Annotated in this window: 22 protein-coding genes; 13 read left to right on the forward strand and 9 right to left on the reverse strand. The window is 67.2% G+C overall.

The features are described 5' to 3' along the window. Positions 1-43: 43 nt before the first annotated feature. The 5 genes from ftsE (at position 44) to J0I42_RS14690 (ending at position 3,853) form a co-directional block, all read left to right on the forward strand. Entirely contained in the window at positions 44-667 is a 624-nt protein-coding gene (gene ftsE / locus J0I42_RS14670; protein WP_465247684.1) for a cell division ATP-binding protein FtsE, read from the forward strand. Further along, positions 654-1,616, forward strand: coding sequence for a cell division protein FtsX (locus J0I42_RS14675; RefSeq protein ID WP_291655791.1), 963 nt, complete (start codon positions 654-656; stop codon positions 1,614-1,616). Before ftsE ends, J0I42_RS14675 begins: the two co-directional genes overlap by 14 nt. Positions 1,617-1,722: 106 nt before the next feature. Continuing rightward, positions 1,723-2,529, forward strand: a complete 807-nt coding sequence (locus J0I42_RS14680) for a YdcF family protein (protein ID WP_291655793.1) — start codon at positions 1,723-1,725, stop codon at positions 2,527-2,529. Between the two features lie 57 nt (positions 2,530-2,586). Next, a complete protein-coding gene (locus tag J0I42_RS14685) occupies positions 2,587-3,348 on the forward strand; it encodes a lysophospholipid acyltransferase family protein (protein ID WP_291655794.1) in 762 nt (253 codons plus the stop codon). Positions 3,349-3,454: 106 nt separating this feature from the next. After that, positions 3,455-3,853, forward strand: coding sequence for a hypothetical protein (locus J0I42_RS14690; protein ID WP_291655795.1), 399 nt, complete (start codon positions 3,455-3,457; stop codon positions 3,851-3,853). Positions 3,854-3,954: 101 nt separating this feature from the next. On the opposite strand, the gene J0I42_RS14695 is transcribed toward J0I42_RS14690, so the two are convergent. Further along, a complete protein-coding gene (locus J0I42_RS14695) occupies positions 3,955-4,524 on the reverse strand; it encodes a gamma-glutamylcyclotransferase (protein ID WP_291655796.1) in 570 nt (189 codons plus the stop codon). A gap of 224 nt (positions 4,525-4,748) precedes the next feature. Here J0I42_RS14695 and J0I42_RS14700 point away from each other — a divergent pair, with 224 nt between their 5' ends. Next, entirely contained in the window at positions 4,749-5,786 is a 1,038-nt protein-coding gene (locus J0I42_RS14700) for a DUF2125 domain-containing protein (RefSeq protein WP_291655797.1), read from the forward strand. A 175-nt stretch (positions 5,787-5,961) separates the two neighbouring features. Here J0I42_RS14700 and rpoH read toward each other — a convergent pair whose 3' ends face one another. From rpoH to J0I42_RS14720, 4 genes are all read right to left on the reverse strand, one after another. Then, positions 5,962-6,858 (reverse strand): RNA polymerase sigma factor RpoH, encoded by an 897-nt coding sequence (gene rpoH, locus J0I42_RS14705; protein ID WP_291655798.1) that lies wholly within the window; start codon positions 6,856-6,858, stop codon positions 5,962-5,964. 218 nt (positions 6,859-7,076) lie between these two features. Continuing rightward, complete coding sequence (locus J0I42_RS14710) at positions 7,077-8,105, reverse strand: RluA family pseudouridine synthase (RefSeq protein ID WP_291655799.1); 1,029 nt, start codon at positions 8,103-8,105, stop codon at positions 7,077-7,079. A 187-nt stretch (positions 8,106-8,292) separates the two neighbouring features. Continuing rightward, the gene (locus J0I42_RS14715; protein ID WP_291655800.1) at positions 8,293-10,008 is read right to left on the reverse strand and encodes a heme biosynthesis HemY N-terminal domain-containing protein; all 1,716 of its coding nucleotides are present in this window, start codon (positions 10,006-10,008) and stop codon (positions 8,293-8,295) included. An 18-nt stretch (positions 10,009-10,026) separates the two neighbouring features. Continuing rightward, positions 10,027-11,883: a uroporphyrinogen-III synthase gene (locus tag J0I42_RS14720; RefSeq protein WP_291655801.1), complete on the reverse strand. Its 1,857-nt coding sequence runs from the start codon at positions 11,881-11,883 to the stop codon at positions 10,027-10,029. 253 nt (positions 11,884-12,136) lie between these two features. Here J0I42_RS14720 and tsaD point away from each other — a divergent pair, with 253 nt between their 5' ends. The 6 genes from tsaD (at position 12,137) to J0I42_RS14750 (ending at position 18,062) form a co-directional block, all read left to right on the forward strand. Further along, positions 12,137-13,192 carry a tRNA (adenosine(37)-N6)-threonylcarbamoyltransferase complex transferase subunit TsaD gene (tsaD, locus tag J0I42_RS14725; RefSeq protein ID WP_291655802.1) on the forward strand — a complete coding sequence of 352 codons (1,056 nt, stop codon included), beginning with the start codon at positions 12,137-12,139 and terminating at the stop codon, positions 13,190-13,192. Continuing rightward, a complete protein-coding gene (locus J0I42_RS14730; protein WP_291655803.1) occupies positions 13,189-14,184 on the forward strand; it encodes an NAD(P)H-dependent glycerol-3-phosphate dehydrogenase in 996 nt (331 codons plus the stop codon). Before tsaD ends, J0I42_RS14730 begins: the two co-directional genes overlap by 4 nt. A gap of 11 nt (positions 14,185-14,195) precedes the next feature. Continuing rightward, positions 14,196-14,522, forward strand: coding sequence for a hypothetical protein (locus J0I42_RS14735; protein ID WP_291655804.1), 327 nt, complete (start codon positions 14,196-14,198; stop codon positions 14,520-14,522). Then, positions 14,522-14,929 (forward strand): EVE domain-containing protein, encoded by a 408-nt coding sequence (locus J0I42_RS14740; protein ID WP_291655805.1) that lies wholly within the window; start codon positions 14,522-14,524, stop codon positions 14,927-14,929. The genes J0I42_RS14735 and J0I42_RS14740 overlap by 1 nt, the downstream gene beginning before the upstream one ends. Before the next feature lie 246 nt (positions 14,930-15,175). Further along, positions 15,176-17,128, forward strand: a complete 1,953-nt coding sequence (gene acs / locus J0I42_RS14745) for an acetate--CoA ligase (protein WP_291655806.1) — start codon at positions 15,176-15,178, stop codon at positions 17,126-17,128. Between the two features lie 211 nt (positions 17,129-17,339). Next, positions 17,340-18,062: an AprI/Inh family metalloprotease inhibitor gene (locus J0I42_RS14750; protein WP_291655807.1), complete on the forward strand. Its 723-nt coding sequence runs from the start codon at positions 17,340-17,342 to the stop codon at positions 18,060-18,062. Between the two features lie 144 nt (positions 18,063-18,206). Here J0I42_RS14750 and J0I42_RS14755 read toward each other — a convergent pair whose 3' ends face one another. Continuing rightward, positions 18,207-18,779, reverse strand: coding sequence for a GNAT family N-acetyltransferase (locus tag J0I42_RS14755; RefSeq protein WP_291655808.1), 573 nt, complete (start codon positions 18,777-18,779; stop codon positions 18,207-18,209). A 369-nt stretch (positions 18,780-19,148) separates the two neighbouring features. On the opposite strand from J0I42_RS14755, the gene J0I42_RS14760 reads away from it, so the two are divergent. Then, positions 19,149-19,817, forward strand: a complete 669-nt coding sequence (locus J0I42_RS14760) for a cold-shock protein (protein ID WP_291655809.1) — start codon at positions 19,149-19,151, stop codon at positions 19,815-19,817. A gap of 114 nt (positions 19,818-19,931) precedes the next feature. On the opposite strand, the gene bfr is transcribed toward J0I42_RS14760, so the two are convergent. The 3 genes from bfr to irrA all read right to left on the reverse strand — a co-directional run bounded on the left by bfr (position 19,932) and on the right by irrA (position 21,362). Continuing rightward, positions 19,932-20,426: a bacterioferritin gene (gene bfr, locus J0I42_RS14765; protein ID WP_291655810.1), complete on the reverse strand. Its 495-nt coding sequence runs from the start codon at positions 20,424-20,426 to the stop codon at positions 19,932-19,934. A 118-nt stretch (positions 20,427-20,544) separates the two neighbouring features. After that, positions 20,545-20,832 carry a (2Fe-2S)-binding protein gene (locus J0I42_RS14770; protein WP_291655811.1) on the reverse strand — a complete coding sequence of 96 codons (288 nt, stop codon included), beginning with the start codon at positions 20,830-20,832 and terminating at the stop codon, positions 20,545-20,547. Then, positions 20,829-21,362, reverse strand: coding sequence for an iron response transcriptional regulator IrrA (irrA, locus tag J0I42_RS14775; RefSeq protein WP_291655812.1), 534 nt, complete (start codon positions 21,360-21,362; stop codon positions 20,829-20,831). The genes J0I42_RS14770 and irrA overlap by 4 nt, the downstream gene beginning before the upstream one ends. Positions 21,363-21,388: the final 26 nt, after the last annotated feature.

Below are 21,388 nucleotides of genomic sequence, written 5' to 3' on the forward strand. Positions count from 1 at the left end.
AGACTGTTTGGTTCGGTTCGAGAATGTCGGCCTTCGTTACGGCATGGGCCCGGAGGTGCTGAAGGACATCAACTTCAGCATCGAGCCGCGCTCGTTCCAGTATCTGACCGGCCCATCCGGCGCCGGCAAGACGACGCTGATGCGCCTCATCCTGATGGCGCTGAAGCCGACGCGCGGGCTCGTCAACCTGTTCGGCCAGGATGTCTCGCGGCTCGATCCGGACACGCTCACCGCCTTTCGCCGACGCATGGGCGTCGTCTTCCAGGATTTCCGCCTGCTCGATCACCTCACCGTCTACGAGAACGTCGCGCTTCCGCTGCGCGTCCTCGGCAAGGAGGAGGTGAGCTATCGCGCAGAGGTCGTCGAGCTGCTGCGCTGGGTCGGTCTCGGCGAACGCATGCACGCCGTGCCTCCGGTCCTCTCCGGCGGCGAGAAGCAGCGCGCGGCGATTGCGCGGGCATTGATCAGCCGGCCCGAGCTCCTGCTCGCCGACGAGCCGACCGGCAATGTCGACCCCGGCCTCGGCCGGCGCCTGCTGCGTCTGTTCATGGAGCTGCAATCGCTCGGGACCGCCGTCGTGATCGCGACTCACGATCTCAACCTGATGGATATCTACGACGCCCCGCGCCTCGTTCTGGCCGACGGACATCTGCATGTCGACGCCTGAAGCCCACGACCGGGAACCCGTGCGGAAGGAACGCGGCCTGCCCGCCAATCTCCGGCGGGACCAGCCGCTCGTGCCCGTCGACAATGTCGCGGGCCGGGCGCTGATGGCCGTGATCGCGATCCTGACCTTCCTGGCCTCGCTCAGTGCGGGCGCCGCCGTCCTGGCCGCGCGTGCTTCCGACCAATGGCGCGGCGCCATCTCCAACGAAATGACCATCCAGGTCCGCCCCGATTCGCACCGCAAGATCGACGACGACGTGGCGCGTGCCGTCATGCTCGCGAGTGGGCTGAAGGAGGTCGAGAGCGTCCGTGCCGTGCCCAAGGTCGAATCGGACAAGCTGCTCGAGCCCTGGCTCGGCACCGGGCTCGATCTCGTCGAACTGCCGGTGCCGCGCCTCATCGTGCTGAAGCTGAGGTCCGAAGCAGGGGCCGATCTCGGCAGCTTCGGCACGACGCTGCGCCGCGAGGTGCCGACTGCGACGCTCGACGACCATCGGCTCTGGGTCCGGCGTCTCTCCGCCATGGCCGGCACCATCATCGCCTCCGGCTTCGCCATCGTTCTGCTCGTGCTGACGGCGGCCGCGCTGGCCGTCGCCTTCGCCACGCGCGGCGCCATGGCTGGCAGCCGCGACAGCGTCGAGGTCCTCCATTTCGTCGGAGCCGACGACGATTTCATTGCGCGGGAATTCCAGAGCCGCTTCATCCGGCTCGGCCTCCGCGGCGGTCTCTTCGGCGGGCTCGCCGCGATCGCCACGATCGGCGTGCTCGGCTTCCTCGCCTCGCGCTGGAGCGCGACGCCCGAAGCCGAGCAACTGCAGGCCCTGTTCGGCGCCTTCGAAATCGGCTGGACCGGCTATGGCGCCGTCATCCTCGTGGCGCTGGTCGTAGCCGTGATCGCTGGCCTGGTCTCGCGCTTCACCGTGCGGCGCCATCTGAGGATGCTGGCATGAGCCTCCTTCTGGCCGGACCGTGTCAACCGGGCCTTAACACCTGCGGCAGGGGCGTGCACAGGCCTGCCGCCGTTATGCCCGATTGGCGCGGTAGGACGACGGCGTCATGGCCATGATCGGCAGCACAGACGACCATCTCACGATGGCGCAGTCCGATTCCGCGCCCCGGAGCGGCAAGCCTGCCCGGCCGTTCTCGCTGCGCCGTATGTTCGGGCTTGCCGCCGCCTCCATGGCCGGCATCGGCCTGCTGCTCCTCGGAATCGGCTATATCCGCTTCGTCGCCATTATCGACGCGCGCGAGCCGGCGAGCACTCCGCGCACCGATGCGATCGTCGTCGTCACCGGTGGCGCCCAGCGCGTCGGCGACGCCATGGGCCTGCTCGGGGCCGAGCGGGGCGAGCGCCTCCTCATCAGCGGCGTCAACGAGAAGACCGGCCGCGAGGAACTCGCCAAACTGAATCCCGCCTCGCGCGACCTGCTCGCCTGCTGCGTCGATCTCGACTACCGCGCACGCAACACCATCGGCAATGCCATCGAGGCCAGGCGCTGGGTCCGGCGCCACGGTTTCCGTTCGCTGCTCGTGGTGACCTCCAACTATCACATGCCCCGCACGCTTGCCGAGTTCGCGCATGCGATGCCGGATATCCGTCTCGTCGCCCACCCGGTCGTAACCGAACATATCGACACCGCTGGCTGGTGGAACCGCTGGTCGGCGATCAAGATCCTCGCACCGGAATACGCGAAATATCTCGTTGCGCGCCTCCGCAGCCTCGTCGAAACTGACCCGGAGACCTCGCGCCTCTCGGTCATCATCGGCGGTCGCAAGCCGATTTCGCCGAAGCCCGCCGACATGCTCGGCCCCGCCGCCGAAAAGCGCACGCGCCTCCTGGGCCAGCATCGTTACGAAGGTTGATGCCGAAAGCGCGAGGCGCCGCTTGACCGGGACGGCGTCTCGGGCTCATTGCGCAGCATGCTCGTCCTGCGCTCCCTCGCCTTCAACATCCTGTTCTATGCCAATCTCGTCATCTGGCTGATCTTCGCAGTCCTGCCCACACTCGTCCTGCCGAAGCGGGCGCTGCTGGCGGTCGCGATCGCCTGGTCACATTCCTCGCTCTGGCTGATGCGCGTCGTCGCGGGCATACGCTGCGAGATCACCGGCATCGAGAACATCCCGCAGGGCGGACTGATGGTCGGCGCCAAGCACCAGTCCTTCCTGGAAACCTTCGCGCTGGTCACGGTCTTCCGGAATCCGGTCTTCATCCTGAAGCGCGAGTTGACCTGGATCCCCGTCTTCGGCTGGGCGCTGATGAAGATGCGGATGATTCCGGTCAACCGTGGCGCGCGGGCTCGCGCGCTCTCCGGTGTCACGCGCCGCGCCAAGGTCGAGCTCGGCGAGAATGGCCGCCAGCTCCTGATCTTCCCGGAAGGCACGCGCCGCGCACCCGGCGCCCCGCCCGCCTACAAGTTCGGGGCCGCCCATCTCTACGCCGAACTCGGCGTACCCTGCGTCCCCGTAGCCCTGAACACCGGCCTCTACTGGCCCCGCCGCAAGTTCCTCCGCCGCCCCGGCACCGTCCGCATCGAAATCCTTCCGCCAATCCAGCCGGGGCTCGGCAAGGTCGACTTTCAGGCCCTGCTGCAGGAACGCGTCGAGGCCGCGAGCGACCGTTTGCTGGCCCAGGGTCGCGCCGAGCTGGCGGCACGCGGCATGGACCCGCTCGCCAACTCCTGACAGCCCCTGACAGTAGCAGAGCGTGAAAGCGCCGGCCTCATCGCCGGTGGTGCTTGACTTATGCCCGCATCGTTCCCATTTTGTTCCTATCACTGGAGGAACGGATATGGCCGCTCTCGCCTATCGCTACACCCCCGATCTGTTCGACGAGGCGCCGGCCGCCCGTGAGATGCCGCTGCGCAGTGCCGCTGCGCTCAGCGAACGCCGCTTCACCGCCTGGCGCGGCCGCTCCGGCCGGCGCTATGTCGCCTCGGTCTTCGCCGTCGAAGACACCCATGCGCTGGGTTTCACCGATGCGGTCCTGCTCGCGATCTCGGCCGATCGGCGCGTTATCGCCGCCCGCGATTCCGGCCCCTTCGGCATCGAGGCCGCACTCGCTCGCTGGCAGCGCGCGGTGATCGCCGCAGGCGCCTGCGAGATTCATGTCCACCTCCTGGCCGAGGACGGGATGAGCCGCCGCGCCGCGCTGCTCGACCTGATGCCGGAAGCGAATCCGGAAGGCTGATCAGGAGCATTTCCGAGCGGAGTGGATACCGGTTCGCGTAAGGATAATACGATAAAACAAATGGCTAAGGCGTTTTCGCGTTTCGGAGAACGCGGAATGCTCTAACCCGCCAATGGCGGATGCGGCGCACCGAGCCCTGGCGCCAGTTGCTGGGCCAGCTCCGCCAGAACCGGATCGAATATCCCCATCTTGCGCAGATGCTCATGCGTCTGCAGAACATAGTCCGGGTTCTCGCCGGACTGTCCTCTGCCCTCGCGCACCAGCTTGAGCAACTGGGCGGGCGGCAACTTGCCGGCATACTGCAAGTGCTTGCGATCGGCGACATAGACGATCCCGCGCACCTGCCGGCCATCCTCCAGCCTCAGCGCGACATGGCGTTCGAGATAGACCGCCGTCGCCTGCTCGCGCGCCCGGAGATAGTCCACCGTCTTCTGCGCCCGCCCGGCCGCGACGCGGTAGGCGAGGCCGCGGCAGACCCCACCGCGATCCAGCCCCAGCACCAGCCCCGGCCGCTCCGGCGTGCCGCGATGCACATGGGAGAGCACGCAGAGCGAGCGGTGATAGCCGTGGAGGCGCGCTTGCGCACTTTCCTCGAAGGCGAAGCCCGGCCGCCAGATCAGCGAGCCATAACCGAAGACCCAGAGATCGGTTGCGCCGAATTCGGTCGTCATCGCCATCCCATAATTTGGCCGCGCCGACCTGCTTGCTGGGGCTGCCGGCTCGTTCGGATCGCTTGCTCTGGCGCCTTCCCGTGTGTCCGGCTAAACCATCGGGCCGAAAAGCGATATCCGCCTTTCAGGCAAATCCGGTGACACGACAACGCGATAGACCGCCCGCGAAAGCGACCCCGGCGATCTAACGACCCGTCCGCACCTGCGCAAGGAACGCCTGCCGCATGACCGATCCCCTCCCGACGCGCCGCCGCAGCCGCTTCTGGCTCTACGGGCCCTTCATGCTGCTGGTCGTCCTCGCCGCCGCCTGGTGCGCCTTCTGGTTCCATGCGCGAAACCGTATCGCCACCGAGATCGACGTTGCACTGGCCCGCGAGATTGAACGCGGCCGCACCTGGACCTGCACCGACCGCAGCATCGGCGGCTTTCCCTTCCGCATCGAACTGCGCTGCAATGCGCTGACCCTGACCTCGACCCGCTGGGGCGATGCCGTGCGCGTCGAAACCGGCACCACCGTCGCGGTCGGCCAGATCTATTCGCCCGGCCTCGTCATCTTCGAGGCATCGAGCCCGGCGAAGGTCACCCTGCCGGAAGGGCGCGTGCTCGACCTGACCTGGAAGAATCTCGACGCCAGCCTGGCATGGCGCAGCCCGGAGCGTTTCGCGCTCGTCGCCAGCGAGCCGCGTGGCGTGTTGACGACACCCGGCCTCGCCACCGAGAACTGGGGCGCGGCCACGCTGGAAGCGCATCTGCGTCGCAATCCGACGCGCCCCGCTACCGATCAGGCCGTCGACATCGCCATCACCGCCAAAGGCACGATCCTGCCGGCCATCGATGCGCTGCTCGGCAATAGCGAGGCCGGCGAGATCGATCTGCAGGCGACGCTGACCCAGGCCGAGAGCTTCCGCAAGGGCTTCAACCCGGATGCACTGGAAAGCTGGCGCGCCGCCAACGGCACCGTCGAACTGACCCGCCTCGTCTCGACCAAGGGCAAGGCCCGCGTCGACGGAAGCGGCCAGCTGCTGCTCGATCCGCAGCATCGCATCGCCGGCGATCTCCAGCTCGCAGCGGCTGGCATCGAGCAGATCGGTGGCCTGCGCATCGGCAATCTGCTGGGCGGTCTCGGCGGCTTCCTGGGCGGGCGCGGGGGTGGCGCTTCGGCACCCGGCCTGACCACGCTGCCGCCGGTCTCGCTACGCGAGGGCCGGGTCTTCATCGGCCCCTTCCGTCTGCCGCTACAGCCGTTGCAGCCGCTATATTGAGGCATGCGCAAGCCGCCATGCCCGGAGCTTGATCCAAGCACCTTCGAACAAGAGGCCGCTGGCGCCTCCTCCGGCATGTGTTTCTCGGTCGATGTTACCCATCGCCCGAGAATGATGCGGATATGAAAAAGGGGCGCCTCGCGGCGCCCCTTCAAATTCTCGCAACGCAGATCGGTCAGGCCGCCGGCAGCGCGGCGCGTGGCGCCTCGATGCGGGTGATCGCCTTCTTGACGGCCTCCTGAACCTTCTCGAAAGCGCGGACCTCGATCTGGCGCACGCGCTCGCGCGACACGCCGAACTCCTCCGAGAGCTGTTCCAGAGTGATCGGGTCCTCGGCCAGGCGGCGCGCCTCGAAGATGCGGCGCTCGCGCGGATTAAGCACTTCCAGTGCCTCACGCAACGCCAGGTGGCGGTTATCCGCCTCCTCGGAATCGGCAAGGCGGCGCTCCTGGCTTTCCGAATCGTCGACGAGCCAGTCCTGCCATTCGCCTTCGCCATCCTCGCGCAGCGGCGTGTTGAGCGATGCGTCGCCGCCGAGGCGGCGGTTCATGTCGACCACATCCTGCTCGTTCACGCCGAGCTTGGTCGCGATCTGCTTGACCTGGTCGGGGCGCAGATCGCCCTCGCCCAGCGCCGAGATCTTGCTCTTGGCCTTGCGCAGGTTGAAGAACAGCTTCTTCTGGTTGGCCGTCGTGCCCATCTTCACGAGCGACCATGAGCGCAGGATATATTCCTGGATCGAGGCCTTGATCCACCACATCGCATAGGTGGCGAGGCGGAAGCCCTTCTCGGGCTCGAAGCGCTTCACCGCCTGCATCAGGCCGACATTGCCTTCCGACACGACCTCGCCGATCGGCAGGCCGTAGCCGCGATATCCCATGGCGATCTTGGCGACGAGGCGCAGGTGCGAGGTTACGAGCTTGTGCGCCGCATCGCGGTCGCCATGCTCCCGCCAGCGCTTGGCCAGCATATATTCCTCGCTCGGCTCCAGCATCGGGAACTTGCGGATTTCATCGAGATAACGTGACAGCCCGCCTTCGGCGGACAGGACGGGCAGCGAAGCACTCGCCATGCTCGTTCTCCTCATCAAGGCCCCCGCTTGGCGGCAGGCCCTCCGCGCGATCAACCTTCGCGCAGGCTTCGGATCCGGCAAAACGATCCAACGCAGGAAACCGTCATCGGTTCGGTTGGAACGCTCGCTTGCGGCGCCCCCTTGGCCATCCGCATCCGAACAACCCCAGTATATGCGAACTCACTCTGGCGGAAAGGTGGCAAAACCGCCCGGTTCGCTCACAGCCGCGCGAGCGCTGCTTGCAGTTTCGCAAAATCCTCGGGCGGCTCGGATTCGAACAGCATCTCTTCGCCGGTAGCAGGATGCTCGAATCCGAGGATCGCCGCATGCAGCGCCTGCCGCCCAAGCGCAGCCAGCGCCGCTTGCGCATCCTCGGGCAGACGAACGGCTTTGGTCGCAAAGCCCGAAGCGTAGAGCCGGTCGCCCAGCAGGGGATGGCCGATATGGCTCATGTGCACGCGGATCTGATGCGTGCGCCCGGTTTCCAGCCGGCACTCGATCAGGCTCGCCAGCGGTTCGGTCTCGTCGAGCCCCTTCAGCAACGGCGGATAGCGTTCGAGCAGTTCGATATGCGTGATCGCCTCGCGCCCGCGCCCTTCCTTCACCACGGTCATCTTCTCGCGGTTGCGGGTCGAGCGCTCTATCGGTGCGTCGATCGTGCCCTCGCGCAAGCGCGGTACTCCCCAGGCGATCGCAAGATAGGCGCGCTGCAGCGGGCCGGTGCGACCATGGTCGGCGAATTGCTTGGCGAGTTTCTGATGCGCCCGGTCGTTCTTGGCGACGACGAGGAGACCGCTCGTATCCTTGTCGAGCCGGTGCACGATGCCGGGCCGCCGGACGCCGCCGATGCCGGACAGGCTCTCGCCGCAATGCGCGATCAGGGCATTGACCAGCGTTCCGTCCTCATGCCCGCCGGCCGGATGAACGACGAGCCCTGCCGGCTTGTCGATCACGATCAGGTGCTCGTCCTCGTAGACGACATCGAGCGGAATATCCTGTCCGACAGGATCGGCCGGCTTCGCCGCCGGCATGATCAGCGCGATCGTGTCGCCCTCGACCACCTTGCGGCTGCCATCACTGAAGACAGCGCCGTTGAGGCTGACCCCACCCTCCTTGATGACCTGCTGCAGGCGCGCGCGCGAGATCTCGCCCGCAAGCAGGGCGAGCGCCTTGTCCAGGCGCTGGCCGGCCTGCTCGGGGCCAACCGTCAGGGTGACGCTGGCATTCGGATCGAGAATGGATGTCATCGCGTCGCTATAAGGCGCAAGCGCCTCGGCCGCACGCCTTTTCCGCTGCAGGCGCCGTTATGCTCACCCGCCGTCATGCTCGGGCTTGACCCGGGCTTCACACGACACGGAGGCTCCAGCGCCACTTCCTGAGCGAAATTCTCGGGTTTGCGCTTCGCTCCACCCGAGAATGACGCCACTGGCGAACTCAACCGAACAGCCTGAAGCCACCCTTCTTCGGTTCCGGCGGCGGTTCCTCCTCCGGTCCCGGGTCATCCGGCGCATGCGAGACCGGGAAGATCACCGGCTTGGGCGACGCCACCTCGCGCTGCGTGGGCTTGCTTTCGACCGGCTTGGCCTCGGCAGGCTTCGGTTCAGCAGGCCTCGCGGGCTCGACGACCGCTTCCACCGGCTTCGGCTCGGCAGCCGGCTTCGGTTCCTCCTTCGGAGCCGACGGCGCGGCAGCGGCGACCGGGTCCGGCGTGGGCTCTTCCTTCGGCGCGGGCGGAGGCGGCGGCGAAGGTGGCGGCGCCACGGCAGCAGGCTCGATCGTCGTGATGTTCTCCGCCTTGGCCTCGATCAGCTTGGTGGAATCATCGAGATCGGCCAGCACGTCGTCGGCGGCCCGTGTCCGGTTTCCGAGCGTCGCAGGCGGCACAGTCCAGACGAAGGCGTCGAGCCGGCCGGTGATCGGCGAGACCGGCATCCAATGGTCGGAGACCAGCCCGTCCGCCACCAAGGCGGCGTCGCGTGGCGCCCGCGTCGCCCGTGCCAGCCATTCGCGCACACGGCCGGCAGAGCCGTGCTCGGCATCCTCCAGCTCTGCCATGAGCAGGCAAGCCCGCACCGACGCGCCGCCCGCCAGCAAAGGCTTCAGCGCCTCGCGCGCCTTCTGGAATTCGCGTGCCTGGATCGCCGCGCCGGCCAGCGCCAGCACGCTTTCCGGATCGGAGGGGCGCAGCTTCGTCAGCGTGACGGCCCGGTTGAGACGATCCAGCGCGCTGTCGCCCGGCCGCGCATCGAGATAGGCCGCAGCGATATCGGGATGGGGCGCGTCCTTCCAGGCGGCCTCCAGCAGCTTCGAAGCCTTGCGGACATCGCCGCGCTCGGCGAGCATCCGCCCGGCCAAGGCAGCGGCCGGCGTCAGGGCCGGCGCGAGCTTGACCGCCTCCAGAGCGGCGGCGAGCGCCTTCTCGGGCTCGTTATCCCGTGCCTGAAGCGCTTCGGCTGCCAGCAGCACCGCGCGCTGGCGACGTGCCTCGGCCTTGTCTGCGAGCCTGAGCGCAGCACGGCGCTCGACCGCAGTGCGGGCCGCCTGCCAGTCGCCGGCCTGCGTGTGGAAATCGAGCAGGGCATCATTGGCCCAGGCCAGCGAGGGCGAGCGGCGAACCGCGTCATCGGCAAAGGCGCGGGCAGCGACAACATCTCCACGCCGCTTGGCCTCGACGAAGAGCCCGCGCAGGCCCAGTACGCGCGTCTCGGATTTCTCCAGCATCGCCTTGAAGGCAGCTTCCGCCTGCGCCCGGTCGCCGCTCAACTGGGCGGCCTGCGCCTCCAGCAGCAGGGTCAGCGGCTCGCCCGGAACGAAACGGCGCGCCTCGCCGGTATAGCGCCCGGCAGCGATCGGATCGCCAGCGCCGATCGCGACCATGCCGCGCGAGACGGCCTCGAAGCCGCGTGCGCGGCGCCGCGCCCGCGAGGACAGGCTGAAAGCCGAAGGCAGGCCGAAGACGAAGCGGAAGATCGCCCAGATCAGCAGGACGAGGAAGGCGAGCGCGACGACGCCGATCGCCGCCAGCGCGACGCTGGTCTCGATACGATAGCCTTGCCAGAGCACGGAGACCTCGCCCGGCCGGTCGGCAAGCCAGACGGCACCGAAGGCGAGGCAGGCGAAGACGGCGAGGTAGACGAGAACGCGAACCATGGACCCCTCAACCCTCCGTCAGCCGGCCGCGCCGAGCGCCGCGACCGCATCCTGCGCGATTTTGGCGATCGCCGCATCCGCCGTGGCACGCTTCTGCAGATCGGCGCCGAATTCCGCACTGGCACGGCGCGCCGGCTCCGGCAACTGGTTCCACAGGGCCGCCGACTTGACGATGTCGCCTGCAGCGATAGCGGCTTCGAGCCGGATCGGCAGCGTCGCCGGATCGGTCGAGCCACTGTCTCCGACCGGACGGACCGTGACGACCCGACTGGCCAGAGCGAGCAGCTTGTCGCTCCAACTCTCGGAAGCCGGCATCACCTCGCGCTGGAACATCGCACCATGCTTGCGGAAACCCGCCTGCAGGGCCTCGCGCGTCGGCGCGCCTGCGGTGGCGACCGCCGTCAGCGCAGCCAGATCGGCCGACGTCACGCCGCTCTTCGTCAGCGCCGCGATATCGCCGGCGAAGGGCTTCCCGCTGGCGAGAGCCCGCTGCACCCGCTCCGCGAGCACGATCCGCGCCGCCGCCATCGCCTCGGGACTCGCATCCGACATGGCCTTCGCCTGCGTCTCGACGCTGCCGAGCCGCGCAGCAATCTGGTCCAGGCGCTGGCCGACGGCCGCCGCAGCCGCTTCGGCCCTCTGTGCCTGTGCGCTGAAAGCGCTCGTATCCGGCGCTTGCGTACTGCCGAGCGAAGCGATCTTCGCTGTCACAGCCTGAAGTTCGGAGCCGGCCTTGGCGGCTGCATCCAAGGCGGAGACCGCCTTGCGATCGGCCGCCGCCGTGCTCGCCTGCGTAGCCTCCAGCCGGCTGCGCAATTCGGCGATAACCTCGGTGCCACCCGAGGAGGCCGGCTTCGTCAGGGCATAGCTGACGAGCGCTCCGCCGATCACGCCGCCGACGAGCCCGGCTGCGACCACCGCGAGCCAGGGCGTGCGAGCCGGTATCTCGCGCTCGACAGCCGCGCGCGCCGGCTCGACCGGTGGTGGGGCGAATTCTCGCGGCAGGGCCTCGGTCGGAGCGACCGCCTCCGGCGCATGCGACAAAGCATCGGCGTTCTCCGCGGGCTCGGCCGTCGTCGGCTCCGCCTTCAGCGCGATGGTCGGCGCTGTGCGTTGCAGACCGCCTCGCGCCTCCGGTCGTGCCGGATCGGTCAGACGCTCGCGCGCCGAAACCTGTTCCAGCGCGGCGAGCATGCCGGCCTCTTCCGGATGCTCCGCCACCAGAACGGTGCTCGCCCCCGCCGCGATCAGCGGTTCTGCTGCGGCGGCCGAGATCACGACATGGGTGAGTTCAAGCGCCTCGTCGGCGACGCCGGCGGCCTGGGTCAAAGCGATGAAGGTCCGTGCCCCACGCGCCGAGTAGTGCATGGCCGCATCATCGCCCTTGCCGTGCCGCAGCGCCGCCTGGGTGTCCGCGGGCAAGACCGGAACCGCCTCGGCCGCATAAGCCGTCCAGAGCGCGACATCGTAACCGGCCTCGCGCAGCCGGTCCGGCACGTCCTCCTTGCGGTCGCGCCCGGCGATCATCAGCAGTTTTGCGGGGGAAGGCAGCGTCCGCCGGATCAGCTCGATCAGGTCGTTACGGTCGCCATCGGCGCTGCGTGCATCCTCCAGCCCCGCCTCGCGGACCTTGGCCGCCGTACGCGCTCCGACAGCGAAGATCGGCAGATCGCGCCACGCCGCCGGCCCGTCCGCCAGCATTGGAACGGCATTGCCACTGGTCACCACGATCGCATCGAAGGTTCCCGCCGGCGCCTCACCGGGCAGCCGGACCACCTCGAAGAGCGGCGCGACCACCGGCTCGAAGCCGTGTTCGGCAATGGTGCGCGCCGTCCGTTCGGCATCATGACGAGGGCGAAAGACGAAGACGCGCATTCACAGCTCCTGAAAAAACCGGCGACCGCAGGACGATCCGCGAACCGTGCAGCATTCCGCGATCATGCCGCATTGAGGCGGAACAATGATCCTGCCCATGCCGTCTCCTTTTCCGTTCCTGCCACCATGGTCGCTGACGCGCCTCTTGGCCTTGTGCCCCCTCGCGCACTATACGAAGGAATTGCCGGCACGGAACCGCCGAACGGCAGTTCTGGACCCTGATCCCTCATTCCGCGAGACAAGTCGACCGATCATGCGTGTACTGGGGATAGAGACGACCTGCGACGAAACGGCAGCCGCGATCGTCTCCGTCGAGCGATCCGGCGAAAGCAAGATTCTCTCCAACGAGGTACTGAGTCAGATCGCCGCACATGCCGCCTACGGCGGCGTTGTGCCCGAGATCGCGGCGCGCGCGCATGTCGAGGCGATCGACCGCATCATCGCCCGCGCCTTCGCCAATGCCGATCTGAAGCCAAGCGATATCGACGCTGTCGCAGCAGCGGCCGGCCCCGGCCTCGTCGGCGGCGTCATGGTCGGCCTCACTGCCGGCAAGGCGATCGCGCTCGCGACGGCCAAGCCCTTCATCGCCATCAACCATCTCGAGGCGCATGCGCTGACCGCGCGCCTGACCGACGATCTCGCCTTCCCCTACCTGCTGCTGCTCGTCTCCGGCGGCCACACCCAGTTGCTCGCCGTGCGCGGCGTCGGCGACTATCTCAAGCTCGGCGGCACCATCGACGACGCAGTCGGCGAGGCCTTCGACAAGATCGCCAAGATGCTGGCCCTGCCCTATCCCGGCGGCCCCTCGGTCGAGCGCGAAGCCGCCAAGGGCGATCCCGAGCGCTTCGACTTCCCGCGCCCGATGCAGGGACGGCCGAGCCCGGACTTCTCGCTCTCCGGCCTCAAGACCGCGGTCCGTCTGGTCGCCGAGCGGATCGCGCCCCTCTCCGACAACGATGTCGCCGATCTCTGTGCCTCTTTCCAGGCAGCGATCGTCGACGTGATGGTCGACCGCACCCGCGCCGGCCTGCGCGCCTGCCGCGAAGCCGGCATCAGCCCGACGACGCTCGTCGTCGCCGGCGGCGTTGCAGCCAATCAGGCGATCCGCAGCGGGCTCAACCGGCTCGCGACCGAAGCCGGCCTGCCCATGGTCGCTCCGCCCCTGGCGCTCTGCGGCGACAATGGCGCGATGATCGCATGGGCTGGCCTCGAACGTCTCAGGCTCGGCCTCGTCGACGACATGAGCGCCGTCGCGCGCCCGCGCTGGCCCCTGGACGAGCTCTCGGTTGCGCCGTCGACCGCCGCATGAGCTCGCGCATCGCCTATAGCAGCATCGGCGTCGTCGGCGCCGGCGCGTACGGCACCGCGTTGGCGCTCGCCGCGGCCCGCGCCGGGCGCAAAGTCCGGCTCTGGGCCCGCGATGCCACGACCATCGAAGCCGTCGAACAGACGCGGCAGGCGCCGCGCCTCCCCGGCATCGATCTGCCCGACAGCATCCGCGCGACCAGCTCGCTGGTCGTCCTCGCCGATTGCGATGCGCTGATCGTCGCCGTGCCGACGCAGGCCCTGCGATCGGCTTGCGAAGGGCTGGCCGGAACCCTGCCGCCCCGCGTGCCGGTGATCTCGGCCGCAAAGGGCATCGAACAGGCGAGTGGCCGCTTCGTCACCGAGGTCATCGAGCAGGCCTGGCCCGGTGCGACCGCCGCCATTCTCTCCGGGCCGAGCTTCGCCGCCGATATCGGACGAGGACTGCCGACGGCGGTGACGCTCGCAGCCGCCGACCCCGATCTGGCGCAGGCGCTGGCCGAGGCGCTGAGTTCGTCCGCTCTGCGCATCTACCACTCAGCCGACATACGCGGCGTCGAGATCGGCGGCGCGGCCAAGAACGTGCTCGCCATCGCGGCCGGCATCGCGGTCGGGCTCGGGCTTGGCGAGAGCGCCCGCGCTGCGCTCGTCGCGCGCGGCTTCGCCGAACTGCGCCGGTTCGGCGAAGCCTACGGTGCCGATCCGGAAACGCTGATGGGCCTCTCCGGCCTCGGCGATGTCGTGCTGAGCTGCGCCTCGCCGCAATCGCGCAATTTCTCCTATGGATTAGCGCTCGGCCAGGGCAAAAAACCGGCCGAGGCGGCCGGCGGCAAGCTGGCGGAGGGTGCCTTCACCGCGCCGGCACTCGTCGAAATGGCGCGGGCAAAGCAGGTCGAGACCCCGATCGCCGAGGCCGTGGCCGCGGTCATCGCCGGCCATGTCGGCGTGCACGACGCGGTCGCCGCCTTGCTGGCGCGGCCGATCCGGGCGGAGTGAGGGAGGAGAGCATGGCGGGAGACTGGTCCGACCTGACGAAGCGCGTCGCGCGCGGCATCGCCGAGGTCAAGAAGACGACGGGCTCGGAGCTCGTCGCCGAGAGCGGTCCGGTGCCATTGGCCGGCCGCATCGCCGGCCCGGTGATCCAGCATCGCAAGCGCCGGGCCGAGGGCACGCATCGCTTCGTGCTGATCCTGCCCTTCGGCGAGGGCGAGGTCCGCGTCGAGCTCGACCCCAAGGATTACGCCGCGCTCACCCGCGAGATGGTGCGGTTCTGGAACGAACAGGGCGAGGCGGCCTCGCAGCCGCCGGTGCCGCTCAAGGAGGACGAAGCCTGATGGCTCACTGGCTGATCAAATCCGAACCATCCGTCTGGTCCTGGGACGACCAGGTCAAGGCCGGCGCCAAGGGCACGCATTGGGACGGGGTGAAGAACCACACCGCTAAGCTCAACCTGATGGCGATGAAGCAGGGCGACGAGGTCTTCTTCTACCATTCCAACGAGGGTCTCGAGGTCGTCGGCATCGTAGAGGTCATCAAGGAAGCTTATAACTGGATTCCGGGCGAGCCCTGGGTCCTCGTCGACTTCAAGGCGGTGAAGCCGCTGCCCAAGCCTGTCACGCTCGTCGCCGTCAAGGCCGAGCCGAAGCTCGCGAAGATGTCGCTCGTGACCTCCTTCCGTCTCTCGGTCCAGCCGGTGACGGACGAGGAGTGGGACATCGTCTGCAAGATGGGCGGGCTCTGAATAATAATCGGCAGTGAAAGCCGGTCCAAAAGTCGATTCGACCATCGGATAAGACGGCCCAGAGGCTTTTCGGCTCGCTTTCATGCATTCGCGGCCTGCCCCTGCCACGAAAGTGCGATGCACAATGGGTTGCCGCGCCGCGCGTGCATCCTATGATGTGTCGAAATCGAAGAAGCGACGTCCGCCGTGCCCATCCGGAGGCGGACCAGCGCAACACAGACGGCCCAGGTCTGGGGAGACACCCGAATGTCCGAAATCATCTACGATGTCCCGACTTCCTGGTCGAAGAAGGCCTGGGCGACCGACGCCAAGTACAAGAAGATGTATGCGGCCTCGATCAAGGATCCCGACAAGTTCTGGGGCGAACAGGGCCTGCGCATCGACTGGTTCAAGCCCTACACCAAGGTCAGGAACGCCAGCTACAAGCCGGGCAAGGTCTCGATCAAATGGTTCGAGGACGGCACCACCAATGTCGCCCATAACTGCATCGACCGGCATCTCGCGACCCGCGCCAAGCAGACGGCGATCATCTGGGAAGGCGACGATCCCAGCGAGTCGAAGAAGATCACCTACGGCCAGCTCTATACCGAGGTCTGCAGGTTCGCGAACGTCCTCAAGGCCAACGGCGTCAAGAAGGGCGACCGCGTCACCATCTACCTGCCGATGATCCCGGAGGCGGCCTATGCGATGCTCGCCTGTGCCCGCATCGGCGCAGTCCATTCGGTGGTGTTCGGAGGCTTCTCGCCCGATTCGCTGGCGAGCCGCATCGAGGATTCCGATTCGAAGATCGTGATCACCGCGGACGAGGGTCTGCGCGGCGGGCGCTCCGTCCCGCTCAAGAAGAACGTCGACACCGCAAACGACAAGGTGAAGGGCGGCATCGAGACCGTCATCGTCGTCAGGCGCACCGGCGGCAACATCACCATGAGGGAAGGCCGCGACCGCTGGTACCATGATGAGGCGGCCAAGGTCTCCGGCCACTGCCCCCCAGTCGAGGTGAAGGCGGAGGATCCGCTCTTCCTGCTCTACACCTCCGGCTCCACCGGCAAGCCGAAAGGTGTGCTGCACACCACCGCCGGCTACCTCGTCTACACCGCGATCACCCACCAGTACGTCTTCGACTACCACGACGGCGACATCTACTGGTGCACGGCGGATGTCGGCTGGGTGACCGGCCACAGCTACATCCTCTACGGGCCGCTCGCCAATGGCGCGACCACGCTGATGTTCGAGGGCATCCCGACCTATCCGACGATCTCGCGTTTCTGGGAGGTCATCGACAAGCATAAGGTCAACACCTTCTACACTGCGCCGACCGCGATCCGCTCGCTGATGGGCGCCGGCGAAGAGCCGGTGAAGAAGACCAAGCGCAAGTCGCTGCGCCTGCTCGGCTCGGTTGGCGAGCCGATCAACCCGGAAGCCTGGGAGTGGTATCACCGCGTCGTCGGCGAGCGCCGCTGCCCGATCGTCGACACCTGGTGGCAGACCGAGACCGGCGGCATCCTGATCTCGCCGCTGCCAGGCGCCACCCAGCTCAAGCCGGGTTCGGCGACACGGCCCTTCTTCGGCGTGAAGCCCGAGATCGTCGATGCCGAGGGTAAGGTCCTGGAGGGTGCCTGCGAGGGCAATCTGGTCATCGCCGAGAGCTGGCCCGGCCAGATGCGCACGGTCTATGGCGACCACAAGCGCTTTGAGGAAACCTATTTCGCGACCTATCCCAACAAGTACTTCACCGGTGACGGCTGCCGGCGCGATGCCGACGGCTATTACTGGATCACCGGCCGCGTCGACGACGTCATCAACGTCTCCGGCCATCGCATGGGCACGGCCGAGGTCGAATCGGCGCTGGTCGCGCACCCCTCCGTCTCGGAGGCCGCCGTCGTCGGCTACCCGCACGATATCAAGGGGCAGGGCATCTATGCCTATGTCACGCTGATGACCGGCGAGCAGCCCAGCGAAACGCTGCGCAAGGAACTCGTCGCCTATGTCCGCAACGAGATCGGCCCGATCGCCTCGCCGGACCTGATCCAGTTCGCACCCGGCCTGCCCAAGACCCGCTCCGGCAAGATCATGCGCCGCATCCTGCGCAAGATCGCCGAGGACGAGTTCGGCGCGCTCGGCGACACGTCGACCCTCGCCGATCCAGCGGTCGTCGACGACCTCGTCGCCAATCGCCAGAACAAGCGCAAGGCGGGCTGAGGAGTCACCCTCGGGGCTGAAATCGAAAATGGCCTGCTCGCACCGGCGCGCAGGCCATTTTCACAGGATCGAGCCCGCCGGGGCGGAACCGGAACCGGCATCAAGGGTTCGCAACGTAGCAGGCCTGCGCTAGACCATGCTCATGCCGCGTTCATTGAGTTCCCTGATAATGACGCAACGTTCGGCTGACCGAGATCGGAACCCGCGCCGCATGACGATGACCAAGACTCCTCCGACCGCCGCCCTGAAGCGCACGGCCGCCCTGCTTCCCCTGCTGGCGCTGACGGCTTGTGCCGGTTCGCAACGCTTCAGCGGCCCGGTGATGAACCCGCCCTCCTACAGCCAGCCCGCGCTGCCGTCCGCGCCGCCGGTGAGTTCGGCGCCGATCACCTCGGAACCGCTGCCGCCGCCGGGCGGCTATCCTGCGGGAGCTCCCCAGGCCGGCGGTTATCCCGTCGCAGGCGGCTCGCAGGGCGGCGGCGCCCTGCCCCCGCCGCAGGATCCGTTCTTCGATCCCAATGCAGGTGGCGCGCCGCAGGGCCAGACCCTGCCTCCGGCCAGCCAGCCGGACCAGGCTCCTGGCCTGCGCGGCAGCAGCAGCCAGGTCGCCGGCCTCGGCCAGAGCCCCGCTGCAGCGCCCCCTCCCTCGGCCAGCCGCACCAGCGTCGTCGGCGGCTGGACAGCGCGCGAAGCGACCGGCGGCACCTGCCGGGTACAATTGTCGAGCACCCCGACGCTCGACCTCTACCGCGCCTCCTCGTCGGGTTGCGCCAACAAGGACCTGCAGAAGATCTCGGCCTGGGATTTCCGGGACGGCGAAGTCTATCTCTACCAGCAAGGCGGCACGGTCGCCGCCCGGTTGCGCAGTTCCGGCTCGGGCGCGCTCGACGGCGCAGTGACCAAGTCCGGCGCCTCGCTGTCGATGAGCCGGTAAATACGAAACTGATCACGTCATGGTCGGACTTGTCCCGAGCATCCGGGCCTTGCTTCGCCCAATCCGGCGGCAAGACGCGGATGCTCGCTCGCAGGCGAGCACGACGATAACTGGATCGGCGACGCTTCCGTCGCAGGTTTACGTTCAGGCCCCAAAGGTCCGAGCCAGCAACGCACCCGGCCAGAAGCTCTTCTGCAGCGACAGCGCCATTGCCGCAAAGCCCTTGGCGTTGTCGAGCGCCTCGTCGAGAATCGTAAAGGGCGTCGGGCCTCCGGTCGCGATCACGCCCTCGACATCGGCATAGCCGCCGACGAGATCGGCCTCGAACTTCGCCGCGAGCCGGCGCATCGCCGCATTCTCCGGCAGGCAGGTCAGATAGAGCGTGCGAATGCTGCGATTGCGCGCGGCGGTGATCAGGCGGCCGAACAATTGGGCGCCCACGCCGCGCCCGCGCCAGGGCGCTTCAACGCTGAAAGCCGCTTCGCCGGTCTGGGCGATGATGTCGTCGAGACCGCGCAACTCTGCGGCGCCGCGCACCGCCCCGTCGACGATATAGGCATAGACCAGCCCGCCGACGCCGAAAGTCGTCCTGGCGTAATTGTCCAGGAATGCGTCATTCACCGCCGTGCCGAAGCGCTGATGGCGCGTGACGGGGTCGAGCCTGAGCAGGTGCTCTCTGAAAAGATCGCGCTCCGTCGGCCACAGCCGCCGGATCACGCCGTCGCCGGCGCTTCTGCCGGATTGTCGCGAACGGACCAATTGTCATCTCCTGAATCGCGCATGTGTCGCGCTGACCGACCAGGAGGCGTTGTCTTCCCTGACTGGCCTTGCAGATCGGACTCCGCCCGGAAGATTGCAAGAGGATGAACTGCGGCATTTTTGCTGATCCCGCGACGGGATCGGTCAAAAATCCGACCGTCACATGCGCGTAACGCATAACGAAAGCGACGGATGGTGTTGGGGACGGGGGTCGAAAACCGCTATAAAGGTGTGAAATATCGTGCAATAATTTCGCATTGACCCCGATGACGGCGCGCCCGGCATGAGCTAAGTTGCGTGCTCCCGGTCACTCATATTTGAAGCTCCATGTTCGATCGTCGCAAGCCTCCCGCTGCCCAGCCTTTCGTCACGCACGAAAACATCGAAGCCAAGGTCAAGTGGTTCGACCCAGAGAAGGGATTCGGTTTTGCATCGCCCTCCGACGGTTCGGGCGATGTCTTCCTGCATGTTTCGGCCATCGGTCCACTGGATCAGCAGGACCTGCTGCCCGGCGCAACGATCGTCGCCGATCTCGGCGAAGGTCGGCGCGGCCTCCAGGTCGTTGCGATCCACGAGATCGACGCCTCCACGGCGACGCAGACCGCGCCGGCTCCCCGTGCCTTTTCGCCCCGCCCTCCGCGCGATGATTTCGGCGGCGGCTACGGCGATCGGGACCGCGGCGGCTATGGTGGCGACCGTGGCGGCTATAACGATCGCGGCGGCTACGGCGGCGGCGATCGCGGCCCGCGCGGCGGCGGCTTTCAGGATCGCGACAGCGGCCCGGTCGAAGGTCCCTATGACGGCGCCGTGAAGTTCTTCAATTCGGATCGTGGCTTCGGCTTCATCGCTCCGGACAAGGGCGGCCCGGACGTCTTCCTGCACGTTTCGTCGCTCGGTCGCAGCGGCCTGCAGCCGCCGATGGACGGACAGCGCGTTCGTTTCTCGATCCGCACCGGCCGTAAGGGCCCGGAAGCTGCCGACGTCAGCTTCATCTGACACGCCGCCGCTTCGCTGAAAGCATCAAAGGCCCGCCATCCGGCGGGCCTTTTTTACATCGCCGATCACTCGAAAAGGCGCGCCGCCGAGGCGCCACGCCCTGACACACGAGACTCAGTGGTCGTGGTCGTCGCCTTCAAGGCCACCGATATGCTTCTGAGTGTAGAGCTCGATGCCGACGCGCGCGATCAGGTCGAGCTGCGTCTCAAGGAAGTCGATATGGCCTTCTTCGTCCTTCATCAGGGCCTTGAACAGGTCCTCGGACGGAAAATCGCCAACCTCGCGGCAGTACTTCGCCGCCTCCTGATAGAGCGCGCGCGCCTCGATCTCGGCCTTGAGATCGCACTCGATCACTTCCTTGACGGTCTCACCGATGCGGAGTTGGTCGAGCGTCTGCAGGTTGGGAAAGCCCTCCAGGAAGAGGATGCGATCGACGAAGCGGTCGGCATGAACCATCTCCTCGATGGATTCCTTCTTCCAGGTCTTGGCCATCTCCTTCAGGCCCCAGTTGTCGAGCATGCGGTAGTGCAGCCAGTACTGGTTGATGGCCGTGAGCTCCGAGCGCAGCCCCTTATTGAGATACTCGATGACCTTCTTGTCGCCCTTCATGAGATACACTCCGCAATCCACATTAGAATAATCCTAATGTAGGCACGGTCTGATCCGAAGTGAAGGGCAAAAATTCAGCCGCGACGCGCTTGCTCGAAACGCTGTCAGAGCGCCGACCTCAGGCCGCGACGCTCTCCTCGCCCAGCTCGATCCCATCGAACATGCGCCCGACCGAGACATGCACCGCGCATTCGATCTCGCGGCTGGCACAACTGCCGCACTGTGTCGCACAGACCGCACGGGCTTCCGCCAGAAGCGACCTGACCTCTCGCGCGCAGCGCCCGCAATCCGGGCTGCAGCCCAGGCAATCATAGACCTCGCCCGCTGTCCGGGGACCACTGCCGTCGGCAGCGACGGTCCCCTTGATCTGGCCGCAGGACAGGACGTTGCAGGAACAGACGATCACGCGTGGTGGCCCACCACCCGCTTGGTCTCGACCGCCTCGCCATCGGCGCTGCGCAGGCGGACGATGACCTCGACCGAGGAGATCACCATGCCTTCGGGCGCATCCGGCAGGCCGGCGACCTGAATCATGGAGCCCGGGATATCGGTGACGGTCTCGTCGTCCTCGTTGTAGAAATGGTGGTGCTCCGACACATTGGTGTCGAAGAAGGTCTTCGGGCCGGAGACGGAAACCTGACGCAGCAGGCCGGCCTCCGAGAACTGGCGCAATGTATTGTAGACGGTCGCAAGCGAGAGCGGCTCGCGCGCCCGCAGCGCTTCCTCATAGAGCATCTCGGCGCTGACATGGCGGTCGCCCTTGGCGAAGAGCAGCCAGCCCAGCGCCATGCGTTGACGCGTCGGCCTGAGCCCCGCCGTCCGCAGTCGCGCCTTCACGGCGCTGATCGGGCAGCTCGTCGGACTTTTCTGCGGCCACGGGATATGATCGGCCGCCGCCGGCCTGTGATCCTGATCCTTGCTCGCCAGAACGCTCATCGTAACGCCTTCCACCATGCCGAAAC

The organism is Allobosea sp., assembly GCF_017308015.1.
GTDB lineage: Bacteria > Pseudomonadota > Alphaproteobacteria > Rhizobiales > Beijerinckiaceae > Allobosea.